We start from the raw sequence: 25794 nt of genomic DNA on the forward strand, positions 1-25794 counted from the left end.
CCCGGGGAGCGGACCGCATATGCGGAAGGTCCCCCATCGGCTGTGACCGATGGAGGACCTTCCCCTTCGTACCCGTTGTGAGGGTTACGCGTGTTCCCGCAGGACCCGGCCCGGGGCGTACAGCTCCGTCACCGTGGAGCCCGCCGCGGCCAGGGCCGCCGCCGCCCGGTGGGGCTGCGGAGTGCGCTGGTGCGGAACGGGACCCGCCGACATCTCGGCCACCTGCGCCACGTCGGCCTGCGGCCGGCGTGCCCGGTAGGCGGAGCGGTAGGCGGCCGGGGAGGACCCCAGCTGCCGCCGGAAGTGACCCCGCAGGGCGACCGGTGAGCGGAACCCGCAGCGTCCGGCGACCTCGTCGACCGAGTAGTCGGAGGTCTCCAGCAGCCGCTGTGCCTGGAGCACCCGCTGGGTGATCAGCCACTGGAGCGGCGCGCTGCCGGTGAGCGAGCGGAACCGGCGGTCGAAGGTGCGCCTGCTCATGTAGGCGCGGGCCGCCAGGGTCTCCACGTCGAACTGCTCGTGGAGGTGTTCCAGCGCCCAGGCGACGACCTCGGCCAGCGGGTCGGCACCGATCTCCTCCGGCAGCGACCGGTCGAGATAGCGCTCCTGGCCGCCGGTGCGGCGCGGCGGGACGACGAGCCTGCGGGCCAGGGCCCCGGCCGCCTCGCTGCCGTGGTCCGTGCGCACGATGTGCAGGCACAGGTCGATTCCGGCCGCGGTGCCCGCGGACGTGAGCACGTCGCCGTCGTCGACGAACAGTTCGCGCGGATCGACATGGACGGACGGGTACCGCTTGGCCAGCGTCGGCGCGTACATCCAGTGCGTCGTCGCGGGCCGGCCGTCCAGCAGACCGGCGGCGGCGAGCACGAAGGCTCCCGTGCACAGTCCGACGATCCGGGCCCCCTCCTCGTGCGCCAGACGCAACGCGTCGAGCGCCTCGGGCGGCGGCGGTGAGGTGATGGAACGCCAGGCGGGCACGACGACCGTGCCTGCCCGGGCGATCGCCTCCAACCCGTATGGCGCGGTCAGTTCGAGTCCGCCGGTGGTCCTGAGCGGACCGTCCTCCCCGGCGCACACGAGTAGTCGATAGCGTGGAACTCCCGCGTCCTGCCGGTCGATGCCGAACACGGAAAGTGGAATGGAGCTCTCGAAGATCGGTCCGCCGCTGAAGAGCAGCACCGCGACGATCTCCCTGCGGCGACGCCCCGCGAGCTTCCGGCCCGCGTCGGCGACGACTGCGGTGGAATCCTGGCTCATGGCGCTAAGCCCCCCTTGGGTGTCGCGACTCCTTGGTCTGGTCGCACCTGCACGTTTCCCCTCGGCCTTGCACGTGGATCCCCCGCCGTAAATACATGATCGAATCTACTGCGTCCCGTGGTGTCGGCGTGACAAGTTCAGCACGCAGCGCTATGTCGACTTCTCAACTTGGCGAAAAGCATTCGATCAGGAACCGTTCCGCTCCGCTACCCGATCGGGACGTGCGCCGCCCGGCCGTGGCCAGTACCCGTACGGCCAGAACGCCCCCCGAGGTCGGTCGTCGCTGGTGGTAGGGGGGTTAAGCGGACATTCCGGCAAGGAGGGTAACCTGCCGGGAAGTTGGCCGAAAACGTGCGGGTGTGGATGTGCGAATGAGTCAGTCATGCGGGCGCGTGGGGCCGGACCCGTGGCAGCCGCGCCGGTTTCCGGCCCCGCCGCGCGAGTGCCGGCCGCGGTGAGCGGGCGGAAGCCCCTCCTCCGACCGCACCCGGGCGGCGGCCCGTTCCGCCCTCTCCGAGTGGCGCAGCAGGATCCGGCACGCGGCCGTGACGGCGAGCAGGCCGAGGGTCGCGACGGCGGCCCCGCCGAAGGAGGTTCCGTAGACGACGAGGACCACCGGGACGAGCAGGCAGCTGAAGGCGGCCCAGCGCACGACGTCACCCGCGGGGTCGTCGTGGGGTCGCCCGGTGGGGTGCACGGACGGGTGAAGGGACGGCCGGGGGGAAGCGGCGAACTGCGGGGCCGCGGAGGGGGCGGACCGGACGGACTGCGTCGGCTGAGCTGGCTGGACGGGGTGAACCGGATGACCGGGCACGGCGTGCTCCCTGCGGGCTCTTACCTGGAGGTCGGACGCGTGTCCAACGGCGCGCGGCGGGGCTCGGTCACTGCGCGCACGGGTGGCGCCGCCCCGTCTCGTCACTGGCTGTAGGGGGCAGCGGCCATTGCCAAGGAGCTCTCGCTCCGGCATGCTCCCTGGGACGCGCTCCAAGGGCGGCAAGCCCTGTGCAGGACAGGAGTGTCGCCGTACCCTGGTGGGTATGGGCTTGGGAAGATGCTTCCCGGACAGAGCTCCGTCACCCAGCGTCGCCGAATTTCGCCCCTGTTGCTTCCTCCAAGGACCTCTTCACCGAGATACCCATGGCCGGTCACGAATTCTCCGAACCCGCGGACCGCAAGCGCAAACGCCTCGCCGCCGACCCCGCGTCGGCCGCCGACCTGCGCGCGGTGGAACAGACGCGTCTGCCCTGCGACCCGGCCTTCCGGCACGGGGTCGTCGTGGGTTTCGACGGCTCCACGTCCAGTGAGCGCGCCCTCGCGTACGCGATCGGCATGGCCCGCCGCTCCGGATCCGGTCTCATCATCGTCCATGTCGCGAACCGGCTGCCCACCACCGTGTGGGCCGGCTGCGAGCCGCCGGTCTTCGTGGACGTGCCCGACCACCGCACCGAGGTGCTCGGGCTGGAGCTCGCCTGCGCGGACTACCTGGCCGAAGTGCCGTGGATCCTGGTCGAGCGGGGTGGTGACATCTGCCATGAGCTGGAGGAGGTCGGCCGGGAGTATTCGGCCGACGCCATCGTGGTCGGATCCACGCACGGGATCGTGGGGCGGATCTTCGGATCGGTGGCCGGCCGGCTGGCCAAGCGCGCACAGCGACCGGTCGTTGTCATTCCGTGACCGCTTGTTAAGCCGATTGTGCGGTTGTGCACCCGTGTAAAGGGTAGATAAATGCTGCTGGGACGCAGCAAACAACTGCAGATCGAAGGGAGCCCGCCGTGGACAATGGTGTCTCTGCGGGAAGCACGGCCTCGACTTCGACCCTCGGGAACATCGCCCTGGGTCTCACCCTTCTCGCATTCGGGATCGGCCACACCGGTGTCATCGACGGCGTGACCGTTGCCAACTCCGTGTCGCTCGCGATGTACGTCGGCGGCGCCGCCCTGTTCCTCCTCGGACTCCTGGAGTACCGCGGCGGCAACGGGTTCAACGGCACCGCGTTCGCGGGCCTCGGCATCTTCTGGTTCACGTGGGCCAAGGGCGCGGGGGGTTCGGTCTCCGACGAAGCCGCCGGAACGTTCCTTGTCCTGTTCGCGCTGCTCGCACTGACCCTCACGGTCGCCGCCGCGAGCGGTCTGTTCAGCCAGGGCGTCTACGCCCTGCTGACCCTGTCCCTCGTCCTGCTGGCGATAAGCGCGTTCGCCGACAGCGGCGGGCTCGCCAAGGCCGGCGGCTGGGTGGCCGCCGTGTCCGGACTGCTGGCCTGGTACGGGGCCACCGCGGCCCTGGCGCACTGGCCGATGGCATTCGGCAAGGCCGGGCGCGGCGCGGTCGCCGCGGGCTGAGCGGCCACGCGACAGGAACCGGTCGACCCCCGTGCGCACGGCGCACGGGGGTCGACTCATGTGAAGGGGGCGCCGGTTACTCGACGGTGACCGACTTCGCGAGGTTGCGCGGCTTGTCGATGTCCCGGCCCATGGCCAGGGCCGTGTGGTACGCCAGCAGCTGGAGCGGGATGCCCATCAGGATCGGGTCCAGCTCGTCCTCGTTCTTCGGGACCACGATGGTGTGGTCCGCCTTCTCCTGCTCGCGGTGGGCGACCGCGAGGATCCGGCCGCTGCGGGCCTTGATCTCCTCGAGCGCCGCGCGGTTCTTCTCCAGCAGGTCGTCGTCCGGGACGATCGCCACCGTCGGCAGCGAGGGCTCGATCAGCGCGAGCGGACCGTGCTTGAGCTCGGAGGCCGGGTAGGCCTCGGCGTGGATGTAGGAGATCTCCTTCAGCTTGAGGGAGGCCTCCAGGGCCACCGGGTAGCCGCGCACCCGGCCGATGAACATCATCGACTTGGCCTCGGCGAACTCGGCCGCCAGCTTCTTGATGTCCTCTTCGCCGTCGAGGATCTCCTGGATCTGCGCGGGCAGCTTGCGCAGGCCCTCGATGATCCGCTTGCCGTCGGTGACCGAGAGGTCCCGGATGCGGCCCAGGTGCACGGCCAACAGCGCGAAGGCCACGACCGTGTTGGTGAAGCACTTGGTGGAGACGACGCAGACCTCGGGGCCGGCGTGCACGTACACGCCGCCGTCGGCCTCGCGGGCGATCGCGGAGCCGACCACGTTGACCACGCCGAGGACGCGGGCGCCCTTGCGCTTGAGCTCCTGGACGGCCGCGAGGACGTCGTAGGTCTCACCGGACTGCGAGACCGCGATGTAGAGGGTGTCGGGGTCCACGACCGGGTTGCGGTAGCGGAACTCGGAGGCCGGCTCGGCGTCCGCGGGGATCCGGGCCATGCCCTCGATGAGACCGGCGCCGATGAGACCCGCGTGGTACGAGGTGCCGCAGCCCAGGATCTTGACCCGGCGGATGCCGCGCGCCTCGCGCGGGTCCAGGTTCAGGCCGCCCAGGTGGACGGTGTTGAAGCGGTCGTCGATCCGGCCGCGCAGCACGCGGTCGACCGCGTCGGGCTGCTCGGAGATCTCCTTGTGCATGTAGGTGTCGTGACCGCCCATGTCGTACGAGGCGGCCTCCCACTCCACGGTCTCCGGCGTGGCGGTGGTGGTGGCACCACTGGTGGTGTAGGTGCGGAAGTCGTCGGCCTTCAGGGTGGCCATCTCGCCGTCGTCGAGGGTGACGACCTGGCGGGTGTGGGCGACTAGGGCGGCGACGTCCGAGGCGACGAACATCTCCTTCTCGCCGATGCCCAGGACGACGGGGGAGCCGTTGCGGGCGACGACGATGCGGTCGGCGAAGTCGGCGTGCATGACGGCGATGCCGTAGGTGCCCTCGATCGCCTTGACGGCCTCGCGGACCTTCTCCTCCAGGGAGTCGGCCGCGGAACGGGCGATCAGGTGGACGATCACCTCGGTGTCGGTCTCCGACACGAAGACGACGCCCTCGGCCTCCAGCTTGGCGCGCAGCTCGGAGGCGTTGTCGACGATGCCGTTGTGGACGACGGCGACCTTGTTCTCGGCGTCGAGGTGCGGGTGCGAGTTGATGTCGCTCGGGGCGCCGTGCGTGGCCCAGCGGGTGTGGGCGATGCCGGTGGTGCCGGCGAAGCGCTTGGGGACGCGGGACTCCAGCTCGCGGACCCGGCCCTTGGCCTTGACCACCTTCAGGGCGGCGGCCTTCGGGCTGTTCACGACGATGCCCGCGGAGTCGTATCCGCGGTACTCCAGCCGCTGCAGACCTTCCAGCAGCAGCGGTGCGACGTCACGCTTGCCGATGTAACCGACGATTCCGCACATACGGTTTAGCCCCTCCTGAAGTTCGGTTCAAAGTGCTCGTTCGCGGCCGCGGGTGCGGCGGCAGGCTCAGCCGTAGACGATGCGGCGCAGCTGCCGGAGCGAGAGCTCCGGAGGCGCCACGGCGCGGTGCGGCAGCTCGGCCGCGATCCGCTCGAAGATCTCCGCGTTCACCGCTCCGCCGGCCTGTAGCTCCCGGTGGCGGCGGCGGACGAACTCCTCGGTCGTCTCGTCGAAGTACGCGAGCACGTCGAGCACCACCCGGGCGGCCTCACCTCGCTGCAGCGAGGTGCTGCGCACCAGGTGGTCGACGAGGTCGTCATGCGACGGGCGGCGATCGAGCACCCGTAGATACTGGCGGGTCCAGCCGTCGAACGCAAAGATCCTGCCCGAATTCGGGCAGGATGGCTCTGGTCTGGACCACAGGAATGGGTAGGTCCGGTTAGAAACGTTGCAAAACGGCCTGTTTCGCCGCCGTGAACTCCTCGGCCGTCAGGACACCCGCCTGGTGCAGATCGCCCAGCTCGCGCAGCCGCCTCAGCAAGGCGTCGTGGTCCTCCGCCGGGGCGGCCGCCGAGGCGAGCTTCCCGGGTGCGGCGGCGGCCGCAGCGGCCGCGCCCTCCTGCGGCGCGGCCGGGTGGGGCATCCGTACGGCCACGGCCGCGGCGACCAGAGCCATCAGCGGGTCCTTCTTGAAGCCGAAGAGCTCCACCGTGTGCGGGTCGTACTTGGGCGCCGGCGCCGGCGGGGCACCCGTCAGGGTGAACCGCAACCAGCCGTTCTCCAGGCCCTTCGACGGGGACCACTCCACCGTCCGCAGGTCGGCGACCCGGAATTCCCGCGGCCCGCCGGAGCGCTTGGCCTCCTCCGTCGTCCAGTTCCAGTCCAGGGCCACCCGGTCGCCGTCGAAGGCCACCGCCCCGTCGCCCGCGCCCACCGCGATCGGCACGGCGGGCCCCGGCAGCAGGTACCGGTCCACCGGGCCGGAATCCACCTGGTCCAGCAGCAGGGCGTTCCGCACCTCGTCCACGAAATACTCCGCGACCCCGCTGCGGTCCGCCTCCACGGTCAGCCGGTACGGGTCGGAGGCCTCCGGCAGCCGCCCGCCCGTCACCTGGAGCAGCGGGTCGGCGCCGTCACGCAGCCGCAGCCGCAGCCGGCCCGCCTTGCGGCTCGGTTCGTACGAGATCCCCGCGAGCGCGTGCAGCGGTACGACCACCTCGCCGAGGGTCTGGCGCAACAGCGCCACCCCCTTGTCGCGGCCCGGCACGATGCGCACCGCGTCCCCGTCGAAGCTCCAAGTACCGTCCTTCTGGATGATTTCCGCCATCCGGCGATTCTCCCACCGTCGTGGACGGGCCAGTTGGCCTATACCTGGGCCATGAGAGTCCTGCGACTGCGACGCACGCTCGGTACCCTCCTCGCCCTCGGCGTCCTCGGTGGTTCCGTCTCCTGCACCGCCGCCCACGGGGACGACGCCAGACCGGGCGACGGCCCGCCCGCCGCGCTCACCCCCTTCGAGCGGCTGCTGCCGGCCCCGGTCTCCGTCCGCGCGGAAGGCCCCGGGTACGCCTTCGGGCCGGGCACGGTCATCCGTACCGGCCGCGGCCCGGACGAGGAGGTCCGCCGGGTCGGCGAGCTCCTCGCGGAACAGTTGCGCGGCCCCGGCGGGCTGCCGCTGCCGGTGGTCGACGGGGCGCAGGGGGACGGGATCCGGCTCGGCATCGACGAGGAAGCCGAAGGAGTGGGGGACGAGGGCTACCGGCTGGAGTCCGGCCCCAGCGGGGTCACCCTCACCGCGCGGACGCCGGCCGGGCTCTTCCACGCCGGCCAGACCCTGCGGCAACTGCTGCCGGTGGCCGGTCCCGGGACGGTGCCCGGCGGGACGGTCACCGACCGGCCGCGCTTCGCCTACCGGGGGGCCATGGTCGACATCGCCCGCCACTTCTTCACGGTGGAGCAGGTGAAGAGGTACGTGGACCAGCTCGCCCAGTACAAGGTCAACACCCTGCATGTGCACCTCACCGACGACCAGGGGTGGCGGCTCGCCATCGACTCCTGGCCGCGGCTGGCGCAGTACGGGGGCGCCAGCGAGGTCGGCGGCGGTCCCGGCGGCCACTGGACCAAGGAGGAGTACCGGGACCTGGTGGCCTACGCGGGCGAGCGGTACATGGACGTGGTCCCGGAGATCGACATGCCGGGGCACGTGAACGCGGCCCTCGCGTCGTACGCGGAGCTGAACTGCGACGGCAAGGCCCCGGCCCGGTACACCGGGGTCAAGGTGGGCTTCAGCTCGCTGTGCGTCGGCAAGGAGCGGACGTACGAGTTCATCGACGAGGTGCTCGGCGAGCTGGCGGAGCTGACGCCCGGCCGCTACCTGCACATCGGCGGCGATGAGGCGCACTCGACGCCGGCGGCGGACTACGCGGCCTTCATGGACCGGGCGCAGGCGGTGGTGGGGCGCCACGGCAAGACGGTGGTGGCCTGGCACCAGCTGGCGGCGGCCCGGCCGGCGCAGGGGGCGGTGCTCCAGTACTGGGGCCACGACCGGACCACGGCCGCCGAGAAGGCGAAGGTGGCCGCGGCGGCCAAGGCGGGGCACCCGGTGATCCTGTCGCCCGCGGACCGGCTGTACCTGGACATGAAGTACGAGCCGGCGACGAAGCCGGGGCTGGCGTGGGCCGGGTACGTCCCGGTCAAGCGGTCGTACTCCTGGAACCCGGGGGCCTACCTGGCCGGCCTCCCGGAATCCGCCGTCCTGGGCGTGGAGGCACCGCTGTGGACGGAGGCGGTCACGACGCGCGGGGAATGGGAGCTGATGGCCTTCCCGCGGATCCTGGGCCTGGCGGAACTGGGCTGGTCCCCGGCGGCCGCCCTCGACTGGACCTCGTACAGCCGCCGCCTGGCCGCGCAGGAGCCGCGCCTGGACGCCCAGGGCATCACCTTCTACCGCGCCCCGGACGTGCCCTGGTCGTAGTGGGTGTCCTGCCGATCAGGCCGGATCAGCCGACGCGCCGGGTGTCCGGCGCGTCGGACACCGAACGCTGGGCGGGGATGCGCCGGAGGGGCGCGGGCGCCGAGGACTGCCTGCGCCTGCCGTACCCGCGCACCCACCGGGCCAGGCGCCGCGCCAGCGAGGCCGCCACGGGCACGACCAGCAGGCCGCCGATGAACACGGCCAGCACGGCGAAGGCGATGAAGGGCCGCGGCTCGGGGGCGGCCTTGACCTTGTCCTCGGTGTAGAAGTCGTACCAGACGAAGACGCACTGCACGATCGTCAGCGAGGTCAGGGCGACGATCACCTTGTTGCGGAACTCGTCGCGCCGGTTGGCCACCCGCTCACGCCGCAGGTTGAAGATCTCCCGCAGGGCGGCCATCCGGTCGGTGAGCGTGCGGCCCTCCTCCGAGATGCCCCACGCCTGGTCCACCGCGTTCTTCACGGTCAGCTGGGAGTTGGAGGTGTAGCGGATGCTCTCGCTGAAGATCACACTGCGGAAGGTCGCCTTGTCGGTGAGGTCGAGGATCTCGTCGTACTGGCGGTCGATCTCCGCCTGGTTGTCCGGGCCGTCGACTTCGATGCGCATCAGCTGACTGGACGTGAGCCGGGTGGCGTCGTCGATGATCAGCCAATTCTGCGAGGCCAGGATCAGGCCGTTGACGTACTCCTGGAGGGACTCCTCGTCCGCGTTCTCGATGCGGGAGAAGAGGTAGCCCACCGTGCAGGACGTGGCTCCGAGGGTGCAGGTCACCCCCACGCGGACGCTGACCGGGACGTTCTCGCCCGGATCGAGCAGGATCCGGTGCCACCACAGCATCCGCTCCGCGGGCAGCATCCCGTCCCCGGCCTGCCGCTCGCTCACGGCGTCGAGCGGCACCAGCGTCCGCTTCATGTGCTCGCACCAGATGCGGATCTGCCGGCCCAGGGCCTTGCGGTAGGGCGCCTCCAGATCCCTGAGCTCCTGGCCGCGTCCCGGCTTGTCGATGTGGAGGTCGATGTCGTCGGAACACTCCGGAAGTTCCAGGACGGCGAAGCCGATCGACAGGCTGCTGATGTAGACGCGCGCGGTGAAGTCCACCCCGAGGTCCGCGTCCTGGATGCGGACCGTCCCGTCGAGGACCGCGTTCTCGATGCGCGCCGCGTGGTTCGGCTCGGGGTAGTCCAGGACGATGTGCTCGTCGGCCGACTCGTCCCCGCCGTCGTGCTCCGAAGGCGCCGGCCGCAGTCCCGGGAAGCAGGCCCGCAGCGGTTCCACGACGGTCGCACGGTCCTCGATCAGGCTGCTGAGCAGGAAGTCGACCGGCAGCGAGAACGTGACCACTGCGATGATGCGCACCGAGCCTCCAGGGGCGGACTGGGGGAAGGTTCCGGCCCCCCGGTACCCCCCGGCTGGACAGAGATCGGTCCGGGCCGGTAGGACAGTAACGCAATTCAAAGGCCAATTCACCTGCGGAAGAAGGCGATTCGGCTGTCCAGCACCACCGCGCGGGGCATCGCGGCCGTCGGAGCCTCGGCGGCAGGCTTCGGCCTGCTGCCCGTCCTCGCGTTGTGGGGCGCCTCGACGGGCCTGAACGTGATGACCCTGCTGATCCTGCGGTTCGGGCTCACCGCGGCCCTCCTGCCGCTGCTCATACGCGAGCGGCAGCCGGAACGGGAACGCGCGCGGGAACCGCTCCCGCCGCGCGATCTGGGCGGCCTCTTCCTGCTGGGCGTCCTCTTCGCCCTGCAGTCGGTGCTGTACCTGCTGGCCGTGGAGCGGATCTCACCGGGACTGGCCGTACTGCTCCACTACATCTACCCGGTGTTCGTGCTCGTGCTGTCCGTCGCCCTTCGCCACGACGCCGCCAAGGCCCGGCTGGTGCTCCCGCTGGCCATCGCGCTGGCCGGACTCGCGCTGACCGTCGGCAGCCCCGGGGACGCCGACACGGTGGGCGTGGTCTGCGCGCTGGCCTGCGCCCTGGTCTACGCGCTGTACGTGGTCCTCGGCACCCGGCTCTCCGAGCGGGTCGGTCCGCAGCGGCTCACGCTCTACGTGGTGCTCTGCTCCGCGCTGTCCCTGGCGGCCGTCGCCATGCCCACGGGCCGCTTCGACCTGGACTTCCAGCCGTCGGGCTGGGCCGCGATCGCCACCATCGCCGTCGTGTCCACGGCCATGCCGATCGCGCTGTTCTTCGTCGGCGCCAAGATCCTCGGCGCCACCGGCGCGTCCATCCTCAGCATGCTGGAACCGATCGTCGGGGTACTGGCCGCCTGGGCCCTCCTCGGGGAGAAGGTGACGGTCCTCCAGCTGACCGGCGGCGCGATCCTCCTCGCCGGCGCGGTGCTGAGCGTGTACGTGCCGTCCGCCGGGGCAGAACCGGGCGGCCGCCGAGGGACCGTATCGGCGCCCGCCCGGCCCCGGTTCACCGCCGGGCGAAGGCCGCGACGGGGTTCTTGAGGGTGCCGATCAGCTGGAGGGCCGCCGACGGGTCGGCGAGGTCGACCATCTGCTTGTTGTTGCGCAGCTGGAGGCGGTTCAGGCAGGACAGCTGGAACTCCTCCGCGAACAGGTCGTAGCGGGCGAAGCGGTCGGACAGCGCCGGCACGGAGTCCTGGTAGTCGTGGGCGCAGTCGGCCACGGCCTTCCAGAAGGTCTCCTCGGTGCAGATGCCCTCCGAGGCCAGGACGGAGCCCAGGAAGCGGAAGAAGCAGTCGAACACGTCCGTGAAGATCGACAGCAGCTTCATGTCCTCCGGGATGTCCGCCCGGACCCGCTCGACCGCCGGCGGCAGCACCGCGTCCGGGTCCATGACCACGATCTCCTCGGCGATGTCCTTGAAGATCGCCCGCTTCACCACGCCGCCCTCGATGACGAGGATGGTGTTCTCGCCGTGCGGCATGTACGCGAGGTCGTACTGGTAGAAGCAGTGGAGGAGGGGCAGGAGGTACGCGCGCAGGTACGGCTTCAGCCACTGCGCGGGCGTCAGGCCCGATTCGGCGATGAGCGCGCCCACGAAGGACTTGCCCTCCGCGTCGACGTGGAGGAGCGAGGCCATCGTGGCCAGGCGTTCCTCGCCCCGGATCGAGTTGACCGGCGACTCGCGCCACAGCGCCGCCAGCATCTTGCGGTACGGCGAGTAGCGGTCCGTCGCGCGCTCGTACTGGCGGTGGTGGTAACCGATCGCCGCGCGCTCGCGGATGATCGAGAAATCGACGGACCGGAGGATCTCGTCGCCCTCGATCAGCTGGTGGAGCCAGTCGTTGATCGCCGGGGTGGCCTCCATGTAGGCCGCGGAGAGACCGCGCATGAAGCCCATGTTGAGGACCGAGATGGCGGTCTTCACGTAGTGCTTGGTGGGGGTGGTGGTGTTGAAGAACGTACGGATCGACTGCTGGGCGAGGTACGCGTCCTCGCCCTCTCCGAGCAGCACCAGGCGGCGGTTCGCGATCTCCGCGGCGAAGGTGACCGTCGTCTTGTTCCACCACTGCCAGGGGTGGACCGGGAACAGGTGGTAGTCCGCCAGGTCCAGGCCCAGGGCCGCCAGCTTCGCCCCGAACCCGGCGATCGCCGTCTCGCCCAGCTCCGCGCGCATGAACGAGTCGTGGTCCAGGCCCGCGCCCGCCGTGAAGGTGGAGACGTCCTTGCGGGCCGCCACCCACACCAGGTGGACCGGGCTCGCGGTCTCCGGAGCGTACGAGAGGTACTCGTGCACGCCGAAGCCGAGGCGGCCGTTGTTGGCGACGAAGCAGGGGTGGCCCTCGGTCATGCCCGTCTCGATGTCCTGGAAGGAGGACTTCGCCAGGACGGCGGAGGAGACCTGCGGCTTCGTGTACTTGAAGCCGGAGCCGGCCAGGGTGGAGGAGATCTCCTCCAGGTAGACGGGCAGTACCTCGGCGCTCAGGCCCAGGCTCCCCTGGAACTCGATGTGGAAGTCGATGGCGTCCGGTTCCAGCACCTCGCCGTCCACGTGGCGGGTGATCGAGGCCTCGTCCACCGCCCAGTGGTCCAGGGCGTGGAGCTCGGCGCGGAAGCGGTACTCGACCGTGGAGTCGTCGCTCAGGACGGAATACCGGGCGTCCCCGAGGGGGCGGGGGGTGAGCAGGCGCTCGTGGGAGAACTCCGCGAGTGCCTTGCGGACCAGGGCGCGGTTCGCCCGGGCCCACAGCCCGGGGGAGAGGTGGGAGACGGCGTCGGCGAGGCTCATATCGTGGCCGCCTCGAACTGGGCGCGGGTGCAGAAGCTGAGGAGGGCTTCCTTCTCCGGCTTGCGGATCGGGCCGTCGGCGACGAAGCCGACCGCCTCGTTCAGGGCGTGGACCGCCGTGTTGCGGACGTCCGGTTCGACCACGACGCGCTCGGTGGACGGGTCCGCGAAGAGGCAGGACATCACCGTCGTGATCACCGCGCGGGTGAAGCCGCTGACCGGGGACTCGGTCGGCGCGACGAGGAAGTGCATGCCGACATCGCCCGGCCGGGGCTCGTACAGGCCGACCAGTTCGAGCTTCGACGGGTCGTAGCTCTCCATCAGGAAGGCGGGGCGGCCCTCGTGCAGGCCGATGAAGGCCTGGTGGTGCTCGGCCGCGGCGATCCGCATGTACTCGCGCTCCACGTCCGGCAGCGTGGCGTCCTGCATCATCCAGAACGCGGCTTTCGGGTGCGTGACCCAGCCGTGCAGCAGCTCGGCGTCCGCGAAGGGGTCCAGGGGACGGATGGAGAAGGTCCCCAGGGCCGCGTCGGTGCGGGCGTACAGGGTCTCGGTGGTGGTGCTCATGCGTGTGCGCCTTCCGGTACTGCGAACTGCTGGAACGCGATGGACTTCTCGACCTTGTAGTGCTCGCGGCCGAGGAGCTCACCGATGATGTACGCGTTGCGGTACGCGGCCATGCCCAGGTCGGGCGAGGTCAGGGAGTGGTTGTGGGTCGTGCCGTTCTGGAGGAACACCCCGCGGCCGGTCGTGTCGACGCTGTAGTTCCGCGCCGCGTCGAGGCGGCCGTGGCCGTCGAAGTTGAGGCGCTCGCGAACGGGGTTCAGGAAGTCCGGCACCCGGTACTTGTAGCCCGTGGCCAGGACCAGCCCCTCGGAGGTGAGGGAGAAGTCCCGCTCCTGCTCCTCCTGGCGCAGCCCCAGGGTGTAGGTGCCCGTGGTGGTGTCGTACGCCGCGCTGTTCAGCGAGGTGTTGGTCAGCAGGGTGGTCGGGACCGGGCCCGGCATGGTGATCTTCTTCTGGTAGAGCAGGTCGAAGATGGCGTTGATCAGCTCGCCGTCGATGCCCTTGAAGAGGTTCTTCTGCTGGGTTTCGAGGCGGTAGCGGGTCTCTTCCGGGAGCGCGTGGAAGTAGTCCACGTACTCCGGGGAGGTCATCTCCAGGGTCAGCTTCGTGTATTCGAGAGGGAAGAAACGCGGTGAGCGCGTGACCCAGTTGAGCCGGTAGCCGTAGGTGTCGATCTCGGCGAGGAGGTCGTGGTAGATCTCGGCGGCGCTCTGGCCGGAGCCGACCAGCGTGATCGACTTCTTCTGCTGGAGCTGCGCCTTGTGCTGCATGTACGCGGAGTTGTGCAGGAAGTCGCCGCCGAGCCCGTCGCAGGCCTCCGGGACGAAGGGCGGGGTGCCGGTGCCCAGGACCAGGCGGCGGGCCAGGTGGGTCTCGCCCCGGTCGGTGTGGACCTCGTAGAGCCCGGCCCGCTCGTCGTAGGTGACCTCGGTGACGGAGGTGGAGTACAGGACGTTGTCGAGCCGGTCGGCGGCCCAGCGGCAGTAGTCGTTGTACTCGGCGCGCAGCGGGTAGAAGTTCTCCCGGATGTAGAAGGAGTACAGCCGGTCCTTGTCCTTCAGGTAGTTCAGGAAGGAGAAGGGCGAGGTCGGGTCGGCGAGGGTGACCAGGTCCGACATGAACGGCGTCTGGAGGTGTGCCCCGTCCAGGAACATCCCGGCGTGCCACTCGAAGTGCGGCTTCGACTCGATGAAGAGGCCGTCGAGCTCGTCGATCGGGGCGGTCAGGCAGGCGAGTCCCAGGTTGAAGGGACCGAGGCCGATTCCGATGAAGTCACGAGGCGTGGACAAGGGATTCTCCCAGGTACTGCTCGGCGTGGGACGCGAGGAGGTCGAGGACGGCCGCGATGTCGGCCGTCGTGGTCTGCGGGTTCAGGAGGGTGAACTTCAGGTACTGGTCCCCGTCCACCTTGGTGCCGGCGACGACGGCCTCACCGGAGGCGAACAGGGCCTTGCGGGCGTGCAGGTTGGCCTCGTCGACCAGGTCCCCACGGACCTCGCCGTCGGCCACCGGCACGTAGCGGAAGACCAGCGTGGAGATCTGCGGCTTGACGACGACCTCGAAGCGCGGGTCGGCGTCGATGAGGTCCCAGCCGGCGGCGGCCAGGTCGATGACCTCGTCGAAGAGCGAGCCGACACCGTCGGCGCCCATGACGCGCAGGGTCATCCAGAGCTTGAGGGCGTCGAACCGGCGCGTGGTCTGGATGGACTTGTCGACCTGGTTGGGGATGTGCTCCTCGGCCATCCGCCGCGGGTTGAGGTAGTCCGCGTGGTACGTGGCGTGTCTCAGCGTGTCGCGGTCGCGGACCAGCATCGCGCTGGAGCTGACCGGCTGGAAGAAGGACTTGTGGTAGTCGACCGTGACCGAGTCGGCCTGCTCTATGCCGTCGAGGAGGTGCCGGCGGGTGGGGGAGACCAGCAGTCCGCAGCCGTACGCGGCGTCCACGTGCATCCACGCGGAGTGCTCGGCGGCCAGGCGGGCGATCTCGGGGAGCGGGTCGATGGACCCGAAGTCGGTGGTGCCGGCGGTGGCGACGACGGCCATCGGGAAGACGCCCTCGCGCTCGCAGTTCTCCAGCTCCAGGGCGAGCACCGAGGTGTCCATGCGGCGATTGCGGTCGACCGGGACGGCGATGACGGCCTCGTAGCCGAGTCCGAGCATGGCGGCCGACTTCTTCACGCTGAAGTGGCTGGCCTCGGAGGTGAAGATGCGGAGCTTGGGGAGGACCTCGGACTTGGCGAGCTCGCGGCCTTCGCCCAGGGCCTGCTGCATGAGGATGCGGCAGGCCTCGTCGCGGGCGAGCAGCAGTGCGTGGAAGTTGGACTGGCTGCCCCCGGAGGTGAAGACGCCGTCCGCGGCCGGGCCGAGGCCGATGCGCTCGGCCGTCCAGTCGATGAGGCGGCGCTCGATCAGCGTGCCGCCGATGGACTGGTCCCAGGTGTCGAGGGAGGAGTTGACGGCCGAGAGGACCGCCTCGCCGAGCACCGCGGGGATGACCACCGGGCAGTTGAGGTGCCCGAGGTAGCGCGGGTGGTGGAAGTAGACCGCGTCACGCAGGTAGACGTCCTCCAGCTCGTCCAGGACGGCGGCCGCGTCTTCGAGCGGCCGGTCCAGGTCGATCCCGTCGATGACCGGCGCGAGTTCGTCGACGGAGATCCCGGTGTGGGGCCGCTGCGTGGTCGCGAGTTTGGCCGCGACGCGTTCGACTCCCTCGGTGACGGAACGCCGGTAGAGGTCCGCGGTCGTCTCGTTCAGCAGATGCGAGCGCATCAACATTCCTCCGGGCAGGGGGAGCGGCGGGTGGGGGGTGATGCAGTTAGGTTAGCCTAACCTAACCACAATGCAAAACAGAGATGGGCCCCGCCATCATGTCGGGGCCCATCTCTCAAATCCCTTGCGTGGAAAGGAAGTTGACTACAGGTCGGAGGTCGGCTCCTCGCTGGGAGCCTGACCCGAATACGCCTCGGCGAGGAGCTGTTCCTCGCTCGCACCGAGCCGCCAGTAGCCGGTGAAACGCACCGCGCGGCGGTCGACGTCCCGTTCCTTCACGAAGTGCCGGCGCACGGCGCGTACGGTGCCCGCCTCGCCCGCCAGCCAGGCGTACGGGGCTTCGGCCGCGGGCAATGCGGCCGAGCGCAGCGCGCCCAGCACCTGCTCGGTCCGCTCCGGGCCCGCGCCCTTGCGCACGATCCAGGTGATGTCCGCGTCGGCGGAGGTCGCCGGCGCGAGCCGGTCGCCCTCGTGCGGGACCTCGAACCAGGCATGGACCCGGGTCCCGGCGGGCAGCCGGTCCAGGATCGCGGCCGCGGCGGGCAGCGCGGTCTCGTCCGCGTACATCCAGATCGCGTCGGTGGCGGCCGGCGGCTGGAACCGTACGGACTTGTTCTCCGCAACGGCCGGGCCGATCGCCAGGATCCGGCGGCCGGTGACCGCCCGGCCCGCCCAGCGGGAGGCGGGAGACGAGTCCCCGTGGAGGACGAAGTCGATGTCGACCTCGTCCACCCCCTCGGGCGTACGGCGCTGCTCGCGCACGGTGTAGGACCGCATCGCCGGACGCTCCTCGTCCGGCATCCCGCGCCAGTCGGCGAACCAGGTGTCCTCGTCCGTGGACGGGAGCCGGGTGTGCTCCTGGCCGTCGGGCGGCAGGAAGAGCGACAGGCTCTGGTCGAAGCCGCCCGAGCGGAAGTCCGCGAGGGACTCACCGCCGAACGTGACCCGCAGGAACGAGTGGCCGAGCCGGCGGGTGCGGAGCACTTCGAGCTCGAAGAACCGGAAGTGCGCGGTGGCCGGAGCGGCGTCGGACGCGGTGGCGGTCATGCGGAGGGTCCCCCTGGAAGTCGGTGCGGCGCGAGCCGGGCGCGGCGTGGTGACCGGGTCAGCTGACCTTCTTGGCGCTCTGGACGGCCTTCGCGAGGTCCTCCAGGATCTGGGCGCACTTGTCGTACGAGAAGATCGGCTCGGTGACGCGCGGGGTGATCTGACCGGCCTTGACCGCGGCGAGCCCGGCCCAGGTGGGCTTCGCCTTCAGCTCCTCCGGCTGCAGGGTCCCGGTGCGGTTGTCGAGGAACACCACGTCGGCGTTGTACTTGCCGGCGTTCTCCCAGCTGAGCTTCTCGAAGAAGCCGGCCTCGTCCACCTTCTCGGGGGTGACGAACTCGACGCCGAGCTGCTGGAAGAACTTCAGGTCGGCCGAGGTCGCCGGGGTGGAGACGTAGAAGCTGTCGGCGTCACCGGAGCCGACGAGTACCTTGATGCCCGGGTTGGCCTTGGTGGCCTCGCGGACCTTCGCGGCGGCGGCCTCGAAGCGGGCCTTGGCGTCGACGGTGGTCTTGTTGTTCATGTCGGCGCCGAGGGACTTGGCGAGCTCCGCGGTGCGCTCCAGCGCCTTGTCCATGGTGGCGTCGCGGCCCACGGAGATCGCGGCGGCCGGGGCCAGCTTCAGGATCTTGTCCTTGGAGGCCTCGGGCACGTACCAGTAGTTGCCGTCCCAGGTGTTGGTGACGAGCAGGTCGGGCTGGAGGGCGGCGTACTTCTCGACGTTGAACTCGTCGTAGACGTTGCCGAGGATCTCGACCTTGGAGATGTCCATCGAGCCGGCCTGGACGTCGGCCTTGCCGTCGGCGGTCTTGGTCGGGCCGAAGACGCCCTTGACCGGGATGCCGTAGTCGTACAGGGCGGCCGCGGTACCGGTGAAGGCGACGATGTTCTTCGGCTTGGCCTTCAGGCTGACCTCCTTGCCGAGGTCGTCCTTGAAGGTCCAGGGGCCCGAGGCCGCGGCGCCGTTGTCCTTGCCACCGTCCTCCTTCGCCGAGTCGGTGCCACCGCAGGCGGCGAGCGCCGCGACGAGGCCGAGGGCGCCGCCGGCCGCGATGAATCCGCGACGGGTGAAGGAGGAGGTGCGGGACTTGGGCATGTGGATGTCCGATTTCGTGCGTGCCGGGCGGCCACTCGGCCGTTCGGAGGGAAGGTTAGCCTAACCTTCACTGGAATGGGTAAGGGGGCCCTAAGTTTCCTTGAGAGCCCCCCACCGGCACGCGCGAACAGTGGCTTATGCGGTGAAACCCAGCTCGCGGGCGATCAGCATGCGCTGGACCTCGCTGGTGCCCTCGCCGATCTCCAGGATCTTGGAGTCCCGCCACATACGGGCCACCGGGTACTCGTTCATGAAGCCGTAGCCGCCGTGGATCTGCGTCGCCTCACGGGCGTTGTCGACGGCGACCGTCGAGGAGTACAGCTTCGCGATCGCCGCCTCCTTCTTGAAGGGCTCACCGGACACCAGCCGGGAGGCCGCGTCGCGCCAGCCGATGCGGGCCATGTGGGCGCGCATCTCCATGTCGGCCAGCTTGAACTGGATCGCCTGGTTGTCGCCGATCGCCTTGCCGAAGGCGTGCCGCTCCTTGGCGTACTTCACCGACTCGTCCACACAGCCCTGCGCCAGACCGGTCGCGAGCGCGGAGATGGCGATCCGGCCCTCGTCGAGGATCCGCAGGAACTGGGCGTAGCCGCGGCCCTCTTCGCCCACCAGGTTGGCCAGCGGGACCCGTACGTCCTGGAAGGACAGCTCGCGGGTGTCCGAGGCGTTCCAGCCGACCTTGGAGTAGGGCGCGGCCACCGTGAAGCCGGGAGTGCCGGACGGGACGATGATCGAGGAGATCTCCGGGCGGCCGTCTGCCTTGCGGCCCGTCACGGCGGTGACCGTGACCAGACCGGTGATGTCCGTACCGGAGTTGGTGATGAAGCACTTGGAGCCGTTGATCACCCACTCGTCGCCCTCGCGGACCGCCGTGGTGCGGGTGCCGCCGGCGTCGGAGCCGGCGCCCGGCTCGGTCAGACCGAAGGCGCCGAGGATCTCGCCGGAGCACATCTTCGGCAGCCACTGCCTCTTCTGCTCCTCCGAGCCGAAGAGGTAGAGGGGCATGGCGCCCAGGGAGACGCCGGCCTCCAGGGTGATGGCGACCGAGGAGTCGACGCGCGCCAGCTCCTCCAGGGCGATGCCGAGGGCGAGGTAGTCGCCGCCCATGCCGCCGTACTCCTCCGGGAAGGGCAGGCCGAACAGGCCCATGCGGCCCATCTCGGCGACGATCTCGTACGGGAACTCGTGCCGCTCGTACAGGTCGCCGATCTTCGGCGCGATCACGTCGTGCGCGAATGCCTCGACGGTACGGCGGAGTTCTTCGTGCTCGGGGGTGAGCCGGTGGTCGAGGGACATGGTCTTCGTTACTCCTTGTGGGAGAGGGCGCGGACGGTACGGGAGGGGCTGGGGCGCCCCAGCCGTTCGGCCATCCACACGCTCGTGGCGGTGAGGGCGGCCAGATCGACCCCGGTCTCGATGCCGAGGCCGTCGAGCATCCACACCAGGTCCTCGGTCGCGAGGTTCCCGGTGGCGCTCTTGGCGTACGGGCATCCACCGAGGCCGCCGGCGGAGGCGTCGACGGTGGTCACGCCGTGCTGGAGAGCGGCCAGGGTGTTGGAGAGGGCCTGGCCGTAGGTGTCGTGGAAGTGCACGCCGATGCGGTCGGTCGTGACACCGGCCTCATTCAGCGCGGTGAGCAGGGCCTGGACGTGGCCCGGGGTGGCGACGCCGATGGTGTCGCCGAGGCTCAACTCGTCACAGCCGAGGTCGAGCAGGGCCTTGGCGACCCGCACGACCTGGTGGACCGGGACCGGCCCCTCCCAGGGGTCGCCGAAGCACATCGAGAGATAGCCGCGGACATGGGCCTTCTCCTGCCTGGCGCGGGCGACGACCGGCTCGAACATGGCGAGGGACTCGGCGACGGTGCGGTTGAGGTTGCGGGAGGCGAAGGTCTCCGTGGCCGAACCGAAGACCGCGATACGGGTGGCCCCCAGGGCGAGCGCGCGGTCCAGGCCGCGCTCGTTGGGGACCAGGACGGGGAGCGCGGCCTGCACGTCGGCGAGCAGCGGGAACAGCTGCTCCGCGTCCGCGAGCTGGGGCACCCACTGGGGGTGCACGAAGCTGGTCGCCTCGATGGTCGTCAGCCCGGCGGCGGCGAGGCGGTGGACGAACTCCGCCTTCACCTCCGTGGGGACGGCCGTCTTCTCGTTCTGGAGCCCGTCGCGGGCGCCGACCTCGTGGATGCGGACCCGCGGCGGGAGCCCCGGGGCCGGGACGTTCATGGGCAGCCGGTTCACGGGCCCTCCTCCTCGTCCGCGGTGACGACGGCCAGGACCTGGTCCATGGCGACGGTCGTGCCGGGGGTCACGTCGAGCTCGGTGACGGTGCCGGCGTGCGGGGCGGAGATGACGTGCTCCATCTTCATGGCCTCGACGACGAGCAGGCTCTGCCCGGCCGTGACCTTGTCGCCGACGGCCACCTTGACGACGGTGACGGTGCCGGGCATGGGGGCGGCCAGGGTGTCGGCCCCCGCGCTGGCCGCGCCTCGAGCGGATACGGGGTCGTGGTGCTGGACGTGCCAGCTGTCCCCGTCGCGCCCGAGCCAGATCCCCTCCGGGGAGGTGGCGTGGCTGAACCGGTGCGTGACGCCGTCGAGTTCGATGGTGAGGTGGTCCGGGGTGCGGTGGACGATCCGGCCGCGGGCCGGTGTGCCGGGGGCGCTGCCCCCGGACCCCCGCGCCTCAAACGCCGGCGAGGCTGGATTGGCGTCGGCCGAGTCGGAGATGAGCAGCTCGGAGCCCGTGCCCAAGGGGCGGGTGCGGACCTCGACGGGGTCCTGGCCGGGGAGACGGAAGTGGTGCACCGTCCAGGCGGGCGTGCCGCCCATGCGCCACCCGCTCGGGACATCGAAGGGGTCGAGCCACCCGTTCAGCCTCGCCGGCGTTTGAGGCGCGGGTCCGGGCAGAGCCCGGGGGCCCTGCGCCAGCAGGGCTGCGGTGACGTACACCTCGTCCGGGACGCCCTCCGGCAGGAGCGTGGTCAGGTCGCGCTCGACCAGGCCCGTGTCCAGGTCGCCGGATACGACGTCCGGGTGCGCCAGCAGCCTCCGCAGGAAACCGGCGTTGGTCTGGACGCCCAGGATCACCGTGTCCGCCAGGGCCCCCCGCAGCACCCGCAGGGCAGCCGCACGGTCCGGGCCGTACGCGATGACCTTCGACAGCATCGGGTCGTACGTCGACCCCACCGGCACGCCCGCCGTCAGGCCCGAGTCCGTGCGGACCGCGCCGCCCGAGGGCTCGGACAGGGCCAGGACCGTACCGCCGGACGGCAGGAAGCCCCGCGCCGGGTCCTCCGCGCAGACGCGCGCCTCGATCGCGTGGCCGGTCAGGCGGACCTCCGACTGGTCGAAGCCCAGCGGTTCGCCCGACGCCACCCGGAGTTGGAGCTCCACCAGGTCCAGGCCCGTGATCAGCTCCGTCACCGGGTGCTCGACCTGCAGGCGGGTGTTCATCTCCATGAAGAAGTACGAGGAGGGGTCCTTGCCCGGGACGATGAACTCCACCGTGCCCGCGCCGACGTACCCGCAGGAGCGGGCCGCGTCGACCGCCGCCGCGCCCATCGCCGCACGGGTCTTCTCGTCGAGCAGGACCGACGGCGCCTCCTCGATGACCTTCTGGTGGCGGCGCTGGAGGGAGCACTCGCGCTCGCCCAGGTGGACCACGTTCCCGAAGGAGTCGGCCAGCACCTGGATCTCGATGTGCCGCGGCCGGTCCACCCACCGCTCGACCAGCAGGGTGTCGTCGCCGAAGGAGGACCGCGCCTCGCGGCGGGCCGCCGCGATCTCCTCGGCCAGCACCGCCTCGTCGCGCACCAGCCGCATGCCCTTGCCGCCGCCGCCCGCCGAGGGCTTCAGCAGCACCGGCATGCCGATCTCCGAGGCCGCCGCGACCAGTTCGGCGTCCGACAGGCCGCTGCCCGAGGAGCCGGGGACGACGGGCACGCCCGCCGCCTTGACGGTCTCCTTCGCGCGGATCTTGTCGCCCATCAGGGAGATCGCGCTCGCCGGCGGCCCGATGAAGGCCAGCCCGGCGTCCGCGCAGGCCTGTGCGAAGGCCGCGTTCTCCGCGAGGAAGCCGTAGCCCGGGTGGATCGCCTCGGCGCCCGTCCGCTTGGCGGCATCGAGCAGCCGCTCCACCGACAGGTAGCTCTCGGCGGCCGCCGCCGGGCCGATCCGGACGGCCGTGTCGGCCTCCCGTACGTGGCGCGCGTCCGCGTCCGCGTCGCTGAAGACGGCCACGGACCGCACCCCGAGCTCCCGCAGCGTACGGATGACCCGGACCGCGATCTCGCCCCGGTTGGCGACCAGAACAGTGCTGAACATCGAAGAGGTCCTCACGTCACATACGGAAGATGCCGAAAGCGGAATCGCCCAGCGGGGCGTTCGCGCACGCGGTCAGGGCCAGTCCCAGCACCTGCCGGGTTTCCATGGGGTCGATGACCCCGTCGTCCCACAGCCGCGCGGTGGCGTAGTAGGCGTTGCCCTGCTCCTCGTACTGCGCGCGGACCGGGGCCTTGAAGGCCTCTTCGTCCTCGGCGGGCCATTCCTGGCCCGCGCCCTCGATCTGGTCGCGCTTGACCGTGGCCAGGACGGACGCGGCCTGCTCGCCGCCCATCACGGAGATCTTGGCGTTGGGCCACATCCACAGGAAGCGGGGCGAGTACGCCCGCCCGCACATCGAGTAGTTGCCCGCGCCGTACGAGCCGCCGACCACCACGGTCAGCTTCGGCACCCGGGCGCAGGCCACGGCCGTCACCATCTTGGCGCCGTGCTTGGCGATGCCGCCGGCCTCGTAGTCCCGGCCGACCATGAAGCCCGAGATGTTCTGGAGGAAGAGCAACGGGATCCCGCGCTGGTCGCACAGCTCGATGAAGTGCGCGCCCTTCTGCGCGGATTCGGAGAACAGGATGCCGTTGTTGGCGATGATCCCGACCGGGTGCCCGTGGATCCGGGCGAAGCCGGTGACCAGCGTCTGGCCGAACTCCGCCTTGAACTCCTGGAAGCGGGACCCGTCCACGACCCGCGCGATGATCTCGCGGGCGTCGTACGGGGTGCGCGAGTCGACGGGGACCGCGCCGTAGAGCCCCTGCGGGTCCACCTTGGGCTCCTCGGGAGCCTCGACCGACCAGGGCAGGGCCCCGCGGTCCGGGAGGGTCGCCACGATGTTGCGTACGATCCGCAGCGCGTGCGCGTCGTCCTCCGCGAGGTGGTCGGTGACGCCGGAGGTCCGGGAGTGGACCTCGCCGCCGCCCAGCTCCTCGGCCGTGACGACCTCGCCGGTGGCGGCCTTCACCAGCGGCGGGCCGCCGAGGAAGATCGTGCCCTGGCCGCGGACGATGACGGCCTCGTCGCTCATGGCGGGCACGTACGCCCCGCCGGCCGTGCAGGAGCCGAGGACGGCGGCGATCTGCGGGATGCCGGCGCCGGACATGCGCGCCTGGTTGTAGAAGATGCGGCCGAAGTGCTCCCGGTCGGGGAAGACCTCGTCCTGCATGGGGAGGAAGGCGCCGCCCGAGTCGACCAGGTAGAGGCAGGGGAGACGGTTCTCCAGGGCCACCTCCTGGGCGCGGAGGTGCTTCTTGACGGTCATCGGGTAGTACGTGCCGCCCTTGACGGTGGCGTCGTTCGCGACGATCACGCACTCGCGGCCGCTGACCCGGCCGATGCCCGCGATGACCCCGGCGGCGGGGGCCGCGCCCCCGTACATGCCCTCGGCGGCCAGCGGGGCCAGCTCCAGGAAGGGGGATCCGGGGTCGAGGAGGGTGTCCACGCGGTCGCGGGGGAGGAGCTTCCCGCGGGCGGTGTGGCGGGCGCGGGCCTTCTCGCCGCCGCCGAGCCGGGCCGCGTCGAGCCGGGCGCGCAGACCCTCGGTCAGCTCGCGGTGGGCGGCCTCGTTGGTCCGCCAGGCCTCGGACGCCGGGTCCGCGGCGCTCGTCAGCACTGGTGCCTGCTGCATCGGTCGAGCTCCCTTGCTCGTTCCACTTGCTCGGTACACGCTGTTAATGAGCGTTAACGTGTCTGGGGTTTAGGTTAACGACCGCTAACGGCCCTGTCTAGAATGGTTTCCCATGAGCACCAGAGCGGCCGCCCCCACCCGTCGCGAGCAGATCCTCAGTGAGGCCGCTCGTCTCTTCGCCGCGCGTGGATTCCACGGCGTCGGCGTCGACGAGATAGGGGCCGCGGTGGGCATCAGCGGCCCCGGCCTGTACCGGCACTTCGCGGGTAAGGACGCGATGCTCGCCGAGCTGCTCGTCGGCATCAGCGAACGGCTGCTGACCGGCGGCCGCCACCGGGTGGCGCAGGCGGCGGGCGACCCGGCCCGGGTGCTGTCCTCCCTCATCGACGGGCACATCGACTTCGCGCTCGACGACCGGGCGCTGATCACCCTGCACGACCGGGAGCTCGACCGGCTGCGGGACGAGGACCGCAAGCTCGTACGGCAGCTCCAGCGCCAGTACGTCGAGCTGTGGGTGGCCGTCGTACGGGAACTGCACCCCGAGGTGGGCGAGGCGGAGGTACGGGTCTCCGTGCACGCGGTGTTCGGCCTGCTCAACTCCACCCCGCACCTGGCCGCCCTGGGGCGGGAGGCGACGGAGTCGCTGTTGCGTCGCGTCGCGCACGGGGCCTTCGGCGCGCTGTAGGCGGGAGCCGGGAGCGGGCCGGGCGTGATCCGGGCGTGATCCGGGCGTCCGCCGATCGGAATGGACGCGGCGCCTCCGCCCGGGCGGCGGCAGAATGGCCCGTATGCCGAAGCCGATAGAGACGCCCGCGCCCACCCGTGCCGAACTCATCGACCATCTGGTCCGCACGCGGATCGCGGGGCAGGTCGCGACCCCGCGCGAGAACAACCTCAGCCACTACCGCAAGCTCGCCAACGGCGACCGGCACTACTGGCTCGGCCTGGAGCTGGGAGACCGCTGGACGGACGAGCAGGACGTGCTCGCGGTGATGGCGGAGCGGTGCGGGGTCGTGGACGACCCCGCCTTCCGCTACGGCCAGGACACCATCGACCCGGAGCTGACCGTGGCCGGCCTGGACCGGCTGGCGGCGCGGCTGCGCAAGGCGGCGCTGGACCGCCAGAGCGTGCTGTTCGCCACCGGGCACCCGGGCGGGCTGCTGGACGTCCACCGCACGACGGCGGCGGCGCTGCGCGCGGCGGGCTGCGAGATCGTCGTCATCCCCTCGGGCCTGACGGCCGACGAGGGCTCGGTGTGGCAGGTCGCGGACGTCGCGGTGCTGGAACGGGGCGCGACGCTCTGGCACACCCACTCGCCGGAGCCGATGGCAGCGATCCTGGACGGCCTGGCGGCGGCGGGCCGCCCGCAGCCGGACCTGGTCGTCGCCGACCACGGCTGGGCGGGATGCGCGGCGCAGCGCGGCCTGGACGCGGTGGGCTACGCGGACTGCAACGACCCGGCGCTCTTCCTCGGCGAGGCCGAAGGCACCCTCCAGGTGGCGGTCCCCCTGGACGACCACGTCCGCGACCCGCGGTCCTACGACCCGATGGTGGCGTACCTGCTGGCCGCGGCGGGCCTGCGGGACGACGCGTAGCGCCGCGCCGCCGTTGCCGGGGGCCGGCCCCCGGACCCCCACGGCCCCCACACCCGAAGAGAAGGGGGGTTTTATCCTCCCACAAGGTTTGGGAGGGG

General features: G+C 70.8%; 22 protein-coding genes. 6 read left to right on the forward strand and 16 right to left on the reverse strand.

The window, feature by feature from the left end; translation table 11 throughout:
• Positions 1–84: 84 nt before the first annotated feature.
• Together ACZ45T_RS04115 and ACZ45T_RS04120 are read right to left on the reverse strand one after the other, a co-directional pair.
• Positions 85–1257, reverse strand: coding sequence for a helix-turn-helix domain-containing protein (locus ACZ45T_RS04115; RefSeq protein ID WP_468437256.1), 1173 nt, complete (start codon positions 1255–1257; stop codon positions 85–87).
• Positions 1258–1633: 376 nt separating this feature from the next.
• Positions 1634–2071, reverse strand: a complete 438-nt coding sequence (locus tag ACZ45T_RS04120) for a hypothetical protein (RefSeq protein WP_468437258.1) — start codon at positions 2069–2071, stop codon at positions 1634–1636.
• A gap of 323 nt (positions 2072–2394) precedes the next feature.
• Between ACZ45T_RS04120 and ACZ45T_RS04125 the strand changes: the two genes are divergently transcribed.
• The gene (locus ACZ45T_RS04125) at positions 2395–2931 is read left to right on the forward strand and encodes a universal stress protein (protein WP_468437260.1); all 537 of its coding nucleotides are present in this window, start codon (positions 2395–2397) and stop codon (positions 2929–2931) included.
• A 98-nt stretch (positions 2932–3029) separates the two neighbouring features.
• On the forward strand, positions 3030–3596 hold the full coding sequence (locus ACZ45T_RS04130) for an acetate uptake transporter (RefSeq protein ID WP_468437262.1): 567 nt from the start codon (positions 3030–3032) through the stop codon (positions 3594–3596).
• A 76-nt stretch (positions 3597–3672) separates the two neighbouring features.
• Here ACZ45T_RS04130 and glmS read toward each other — a convergent pair whose 3' ends face one another.
• From glmS to ACZ45T_RS04145, 3 genes are all read right to left on the reverse strand, one after another.
• Positions 3673–5490 (reverse strand): glutamine--fructose-6-phosphate transaminase (isomerizing), encoded by a 1818-nt coding sequence (gene glmS / locus ACZ45T_RS04135; RefSeq protein WP_468437264.1) that lies wholly within the window; start codon positions 5488–5490, stop codon positions 3673–3675.
• Positions 5491–5556: 66 nt separating this feature from the next.
• A complete protein-coding gene (locus ACZ45T_RS04140; protein WP_468437266.1) occupies positions 5557–5832 on the reverse strand; it encodes a hypothetical protein in 276 nt (91 codons plus the stop codon).
• 97 nt (positions 5833–5929) lie between these two features.
• The gene (locus tag ACZ45T_RS04145; protein WP_468437268.1) at positions 5930–6817 is read right to left on the reverse strand and encodes a DUF4429 domain-containing protein; all 888 of its coding nucleotides are present in this window, start codon (positions 6815–6817) and stop codon (positions 5930–5932) included.
• A gap of 51 nt (positions 6818–6868) precedes the next feature.
• Here ACZ45T_RS04145 and ACZ45T_RS04150 point away from each other — a divergent pair, with 51 nt between their 5' ends.
• Positions 6869–8464 (forward strand): beta-N-acetylhexosaminidase, encoded by a 1596-nt coding sequence (locus tag ACZ45T_RS04150; RefSeq protein ID WP_468437270.1) that lies wholly within the window; start codon positions 6869–6871, stop codon positions 8462–8464.
• 25 nt (positions 8465–8489) lie between these two features.
• Here ACZ45T_RS04150 and ACZ45T_RS04155 read toward each other — a convergent pair whose 3' ends face one another.
• A complete protein-coding gene (locus ACZ45T_RS04155) occupies positions 8490–9821 on the reverse strand; it encodes a hypothetical protein (RefSeq protein WP_468437272.1) in 1332 nt (443 codons plus the stop codon).
• Positions 9822–9977: 156 nt separating this feature from the next.
• Between ACZ45T_RS04155 and ACZ45T_RS04160 the strand changes: the two genes are divergently transcribed.
• Positions 9978–10922 (forward strand): EamA family transporter, encoded by a 945-nt coding sequence (locus ACZ45T_RS04160; protein WP_468438001.1) that lies wholly within the window; start codon positions 9978–9980, stop codon positions 10920–10922.
• Here the strand turns inward: ACZ45T_RS04160 and ACZ45T_RS04165 are convergent.
• The 10 genes from ACZ45T_RS04165 to ACZ45T_RS04210 all read right to left on the reverse strand — a co-directional run bounded on the left by ACZ45T_RS04165 (position 10888) and on the right by ACZ45T_RS04210 (position 24101).
• Positions 10888–12669, reverse strand: a complete 1782-nt coding sequence (locus tag ACZ45T_RS04165) for an IucA/IucC family protein (protein ID WP_468437274.1) — start codon at positions 12667–12669, stop codon at positions 10888–10890. The genes ACZ45T_RS04160 and ACZ45T_RS04165 overlap by 35 nt on opposite strands.
• Positions 12666–13235, reverse strand: coding sequence for a GNAT family N-acetyltransferase (locus tag ACZ45T_RS04170; protein ID WP_468437276.1), 570 nt, complete (start codon positions 13233–13235; stop codon positions 12666–12668). The genes ACZ45T_RS04165 and ACZ45T_RS04170 overlap by 4 nt, the downstream gene beginning before the upstream one ends.
• Complete coding sequence (locus ACZ45T_RS04175) at positions 13232–14524, reverse strand: lysine N(6)-hydroxylase/L-ornithine N(5)-oxygenase family protein (RefSeq protein WP_468437278.1); 1293 nt, start codon at positions 14522–14524, stop codon at positions 13232–13234. The genes ACZ45T_RS04170 and ACZ45T_RS04175 overlap by 4 nt, the downstream gene beginning before the upstream one ends.
• Complete coding sequence (locus tag ACZ45T_RS04180; protein WP_468437280.1) at positions 14508–16004, reverse strand: pyridoxal phosphate-dependent decarboxylase family protein; 1497 nt, start codon at positions 16002–16004, stop codon at positions 14508–14510. The genes ACZ45T_RS04175 and ACZ45T_RS04180 overlap by 17 nt, the downstream gene beginning before the upstream one ends.
• A gap of 144 nt (positions 16005–16148) precedes the next feature.
• Positions 16149–17051: a siderophore-interacting protein gene (locus ACZ45T_RS04185; RefSeq protein ID WP_468437282.1), complete on the reverse strand. Its 903-nt coding sequence runs from the start codon at positions 17049–17051 to the stop codon at positions 16149–16151.
• 58 nt (positions 17052–17109) lie between these two features.
• The gene (locus tag ACZ45T_RS04190; protein ID WP_468437284.1) at positions 17110–18147 is read right to left on the reverse strand and encodes an ABC transporter substrate-binding protein; all 1038 of its coding nucleotides are present in this window, start codon (positions 18145–18147) and stop codon (positions 17110–17112) included.
• A 135-nt stretch (positions 18148–18282) separates the two neighbouring features.
• Positions 18283–19443, reverse strand: a complete 1161-nt coding sequence (locus tag ACZ45T_RS04195) for an acyl-CoA dehydrogenase family protein (RefSeq protein WP_468437286.1) — start codon at positions 19441–19443, stop codon at positions 18283–18285.
• A gap of 8 nt (positions 19444–19451) precedes the next feature.
• Positions 19452–20369, reverse strand: a complete 918-nt coding sequence (locus tag ACZ45T_RS04200; protein ID WP_468438003.1) for a hydroxymethylglutaryl-CoA lyase — start codon at positions 20367–20369, stop codon at positions 19452–19454.
• Positions 20370–20380: 11 nt separating this feature from the next.
• On the reverse strand, positions 20381–22468 hold the full coding sequence (locus ACZ45T_RS04205; RefSeq protein ID WP_468437288.1) for an acetyl/propionyl/methylcrotonyl-CoA carboxylase subunit alpha: 2088 nt from the start codon (positions 22466–22468) through the stop codon (positions 20381–20383).
• 16 nt (positions 22469–22484) lie between these two features.
• Positions 22485–24101 (reverse strand): carboxyl transferase domain-containing protein, encoded by a 1617-nt coding sequence (locus ACZ45T_RS04210; protein ID WP_468437290.1) that lies wholly within the window; start codon positions 24099–24101, stop codon positions 22485–22487.
• Positions 24102–24213: 112 nt separating this feature from the next.
• Here ACZ45T_RS04210 and ACZ45T_RS04215 point away from each other — a divergent pair, with 112 nt between their 5' ends.
• Both ACZ45T_RS04215 and ACZ45T_RS04220 read left to right on the forward strand, forming a co-directional pair.
• Positions 24214–24786: an SACE_7040 family transcriptional regulator gene (locus ACZ45T_RS04215; protein WP_468437292.1), complete on the forward strand. Its 573-nt coding sequence runs from the start codon at positions 24214–24216 to the stop codon at positions 24784–24786.
• A 94-nt stretch (positions 24787–24880) separates the two neighbouring features.
• The gene (locus ACZ45T_RS04220; RefSeq protein WP_468437294.1) at positions 24881–25696 is read left to right on the forward strand and encodes a phosphatase; all 816 of its coding nucleotides are present in this window, start codon (positions 24881–24883) and stop codon (positions 25694–25696) included.
• Positions 25697–25794 lie beyond the last annotated feature (98 nt).

Source organism: Streptomyces sp. NPDC030995 (genome assembly GCF_055571215.1).

Coding starts and splice junctions, on each gene's coding strand:
- ACZ45T_RS04115 (WP_468437256.1), bottom strand. CDS start 1,257: ATGAGCCAGGATTCCACCGCAGTCGTCGCCGACGCGGGCCGGAAGCTC.
- ACZ45T_RS04125 (WP_468437260.1), top strand. CDS start 2,395: ATGGCCGGTCACGAATTCTCCGAACCCGCGGACCGCAAGCGCAAACGC.
- glmS (WP_468437264.1), bottom strand. CDS start 5,490: ATGTGCGGAATCGTCGGTTACATCGGCAAGCGTGACGTCGCACCGCTG.
- ACZ45T_RS04145 (WP_468437268.1), bottom strand. CDS start 6,817: ATGGCGGAAATCATCCAGAAGGACGGTACTTGGAGCTTCGACGGGGAC.
- ACZ45T_RS04150 (WP_468437270.1), top strand. CDS start 6,869: ATGAGAGTCCTGCGACTGCGACGCACGCTCGGTACCCTCCTCGCCCTC.
- ACZ45T_RS04165 (WP_468437274.1), bottom strand. CDS start 12,669: ATGAGCCTCGCCGACGCCGTCTCCCACCTCTCCCCCGGGCTGTGGGCC.
- ACZ45T_RS04170 (WP_468437276.1), bottom strand. CDS start 13,235: ATGAGCACCACCACCGAGACCCTGTACGCCCGCACCGACGCGGCCCTG.
- ACZ45T_RS04180 (WP_468437280.1), bottom strand. CDS start 16,004: ATGCGCTCGCATCTGCTGAACGAGACGACCGCGGACCTCTACCGGCGT.
- ACZ45T_RS04185 (WP_468437282.1), bottom strand. CDS start 17,051: ATGACCGCCACCGCGTCCGACGCCGCTCCGGCCACCGCGCACTTCCGG.
- ACZ45T_RS04190 (WP_468437284.1), bottom strand. CDS start 18,147: ATGCCCAAGTCCCGCACCTCCTCCTTCACCCGTCGCGGATTCATCGCG.
- ACZ45T_RS04195 (WP_468437286.1), bottom strand. CDS start 19,443: ATGTCCCTCGACCACCGGCTCACCCCCGAGCACGAAGAACTCCGCCGT.
- ACZ45T_RS04200 (WP_468438003.1), bottom strand. CDS start 20,369: ATGAACGTCCCGGCCCCGGGGCTCCCGCCGCGGGTCCGCATCCACGAG.
- ACZ45T_RS04205 (WP_468437288.1), bottom strand. CDS start 22,468: ATGTTCAGCACTGTTCTGGTCGCCAACCGGGGCGAGATCGCGGTCCGG.
- ACZ45T_RS04210 (WP_468437290.1), bottom strand. CDS start 24,101: ATGCAGCAGGCACCAGTGCTGACGAGCGCCGCGGACCCGGCGTCCGAG.
- ACZ45T_RS04215 (WP_468437292.1), top strand. CDS start 24,214: ATGAGCACCAGAGCGGCCGCCCCCACCCGTCGCGAGCAGATCCTCAGT.
- ACZ45T_RS04220 (WP_468437294.1), top strand. CDS start 24,881: ATGGCCCGTATGCCGAAGCCGATAGAGACGCCCGCGCCCACCCGTGCC.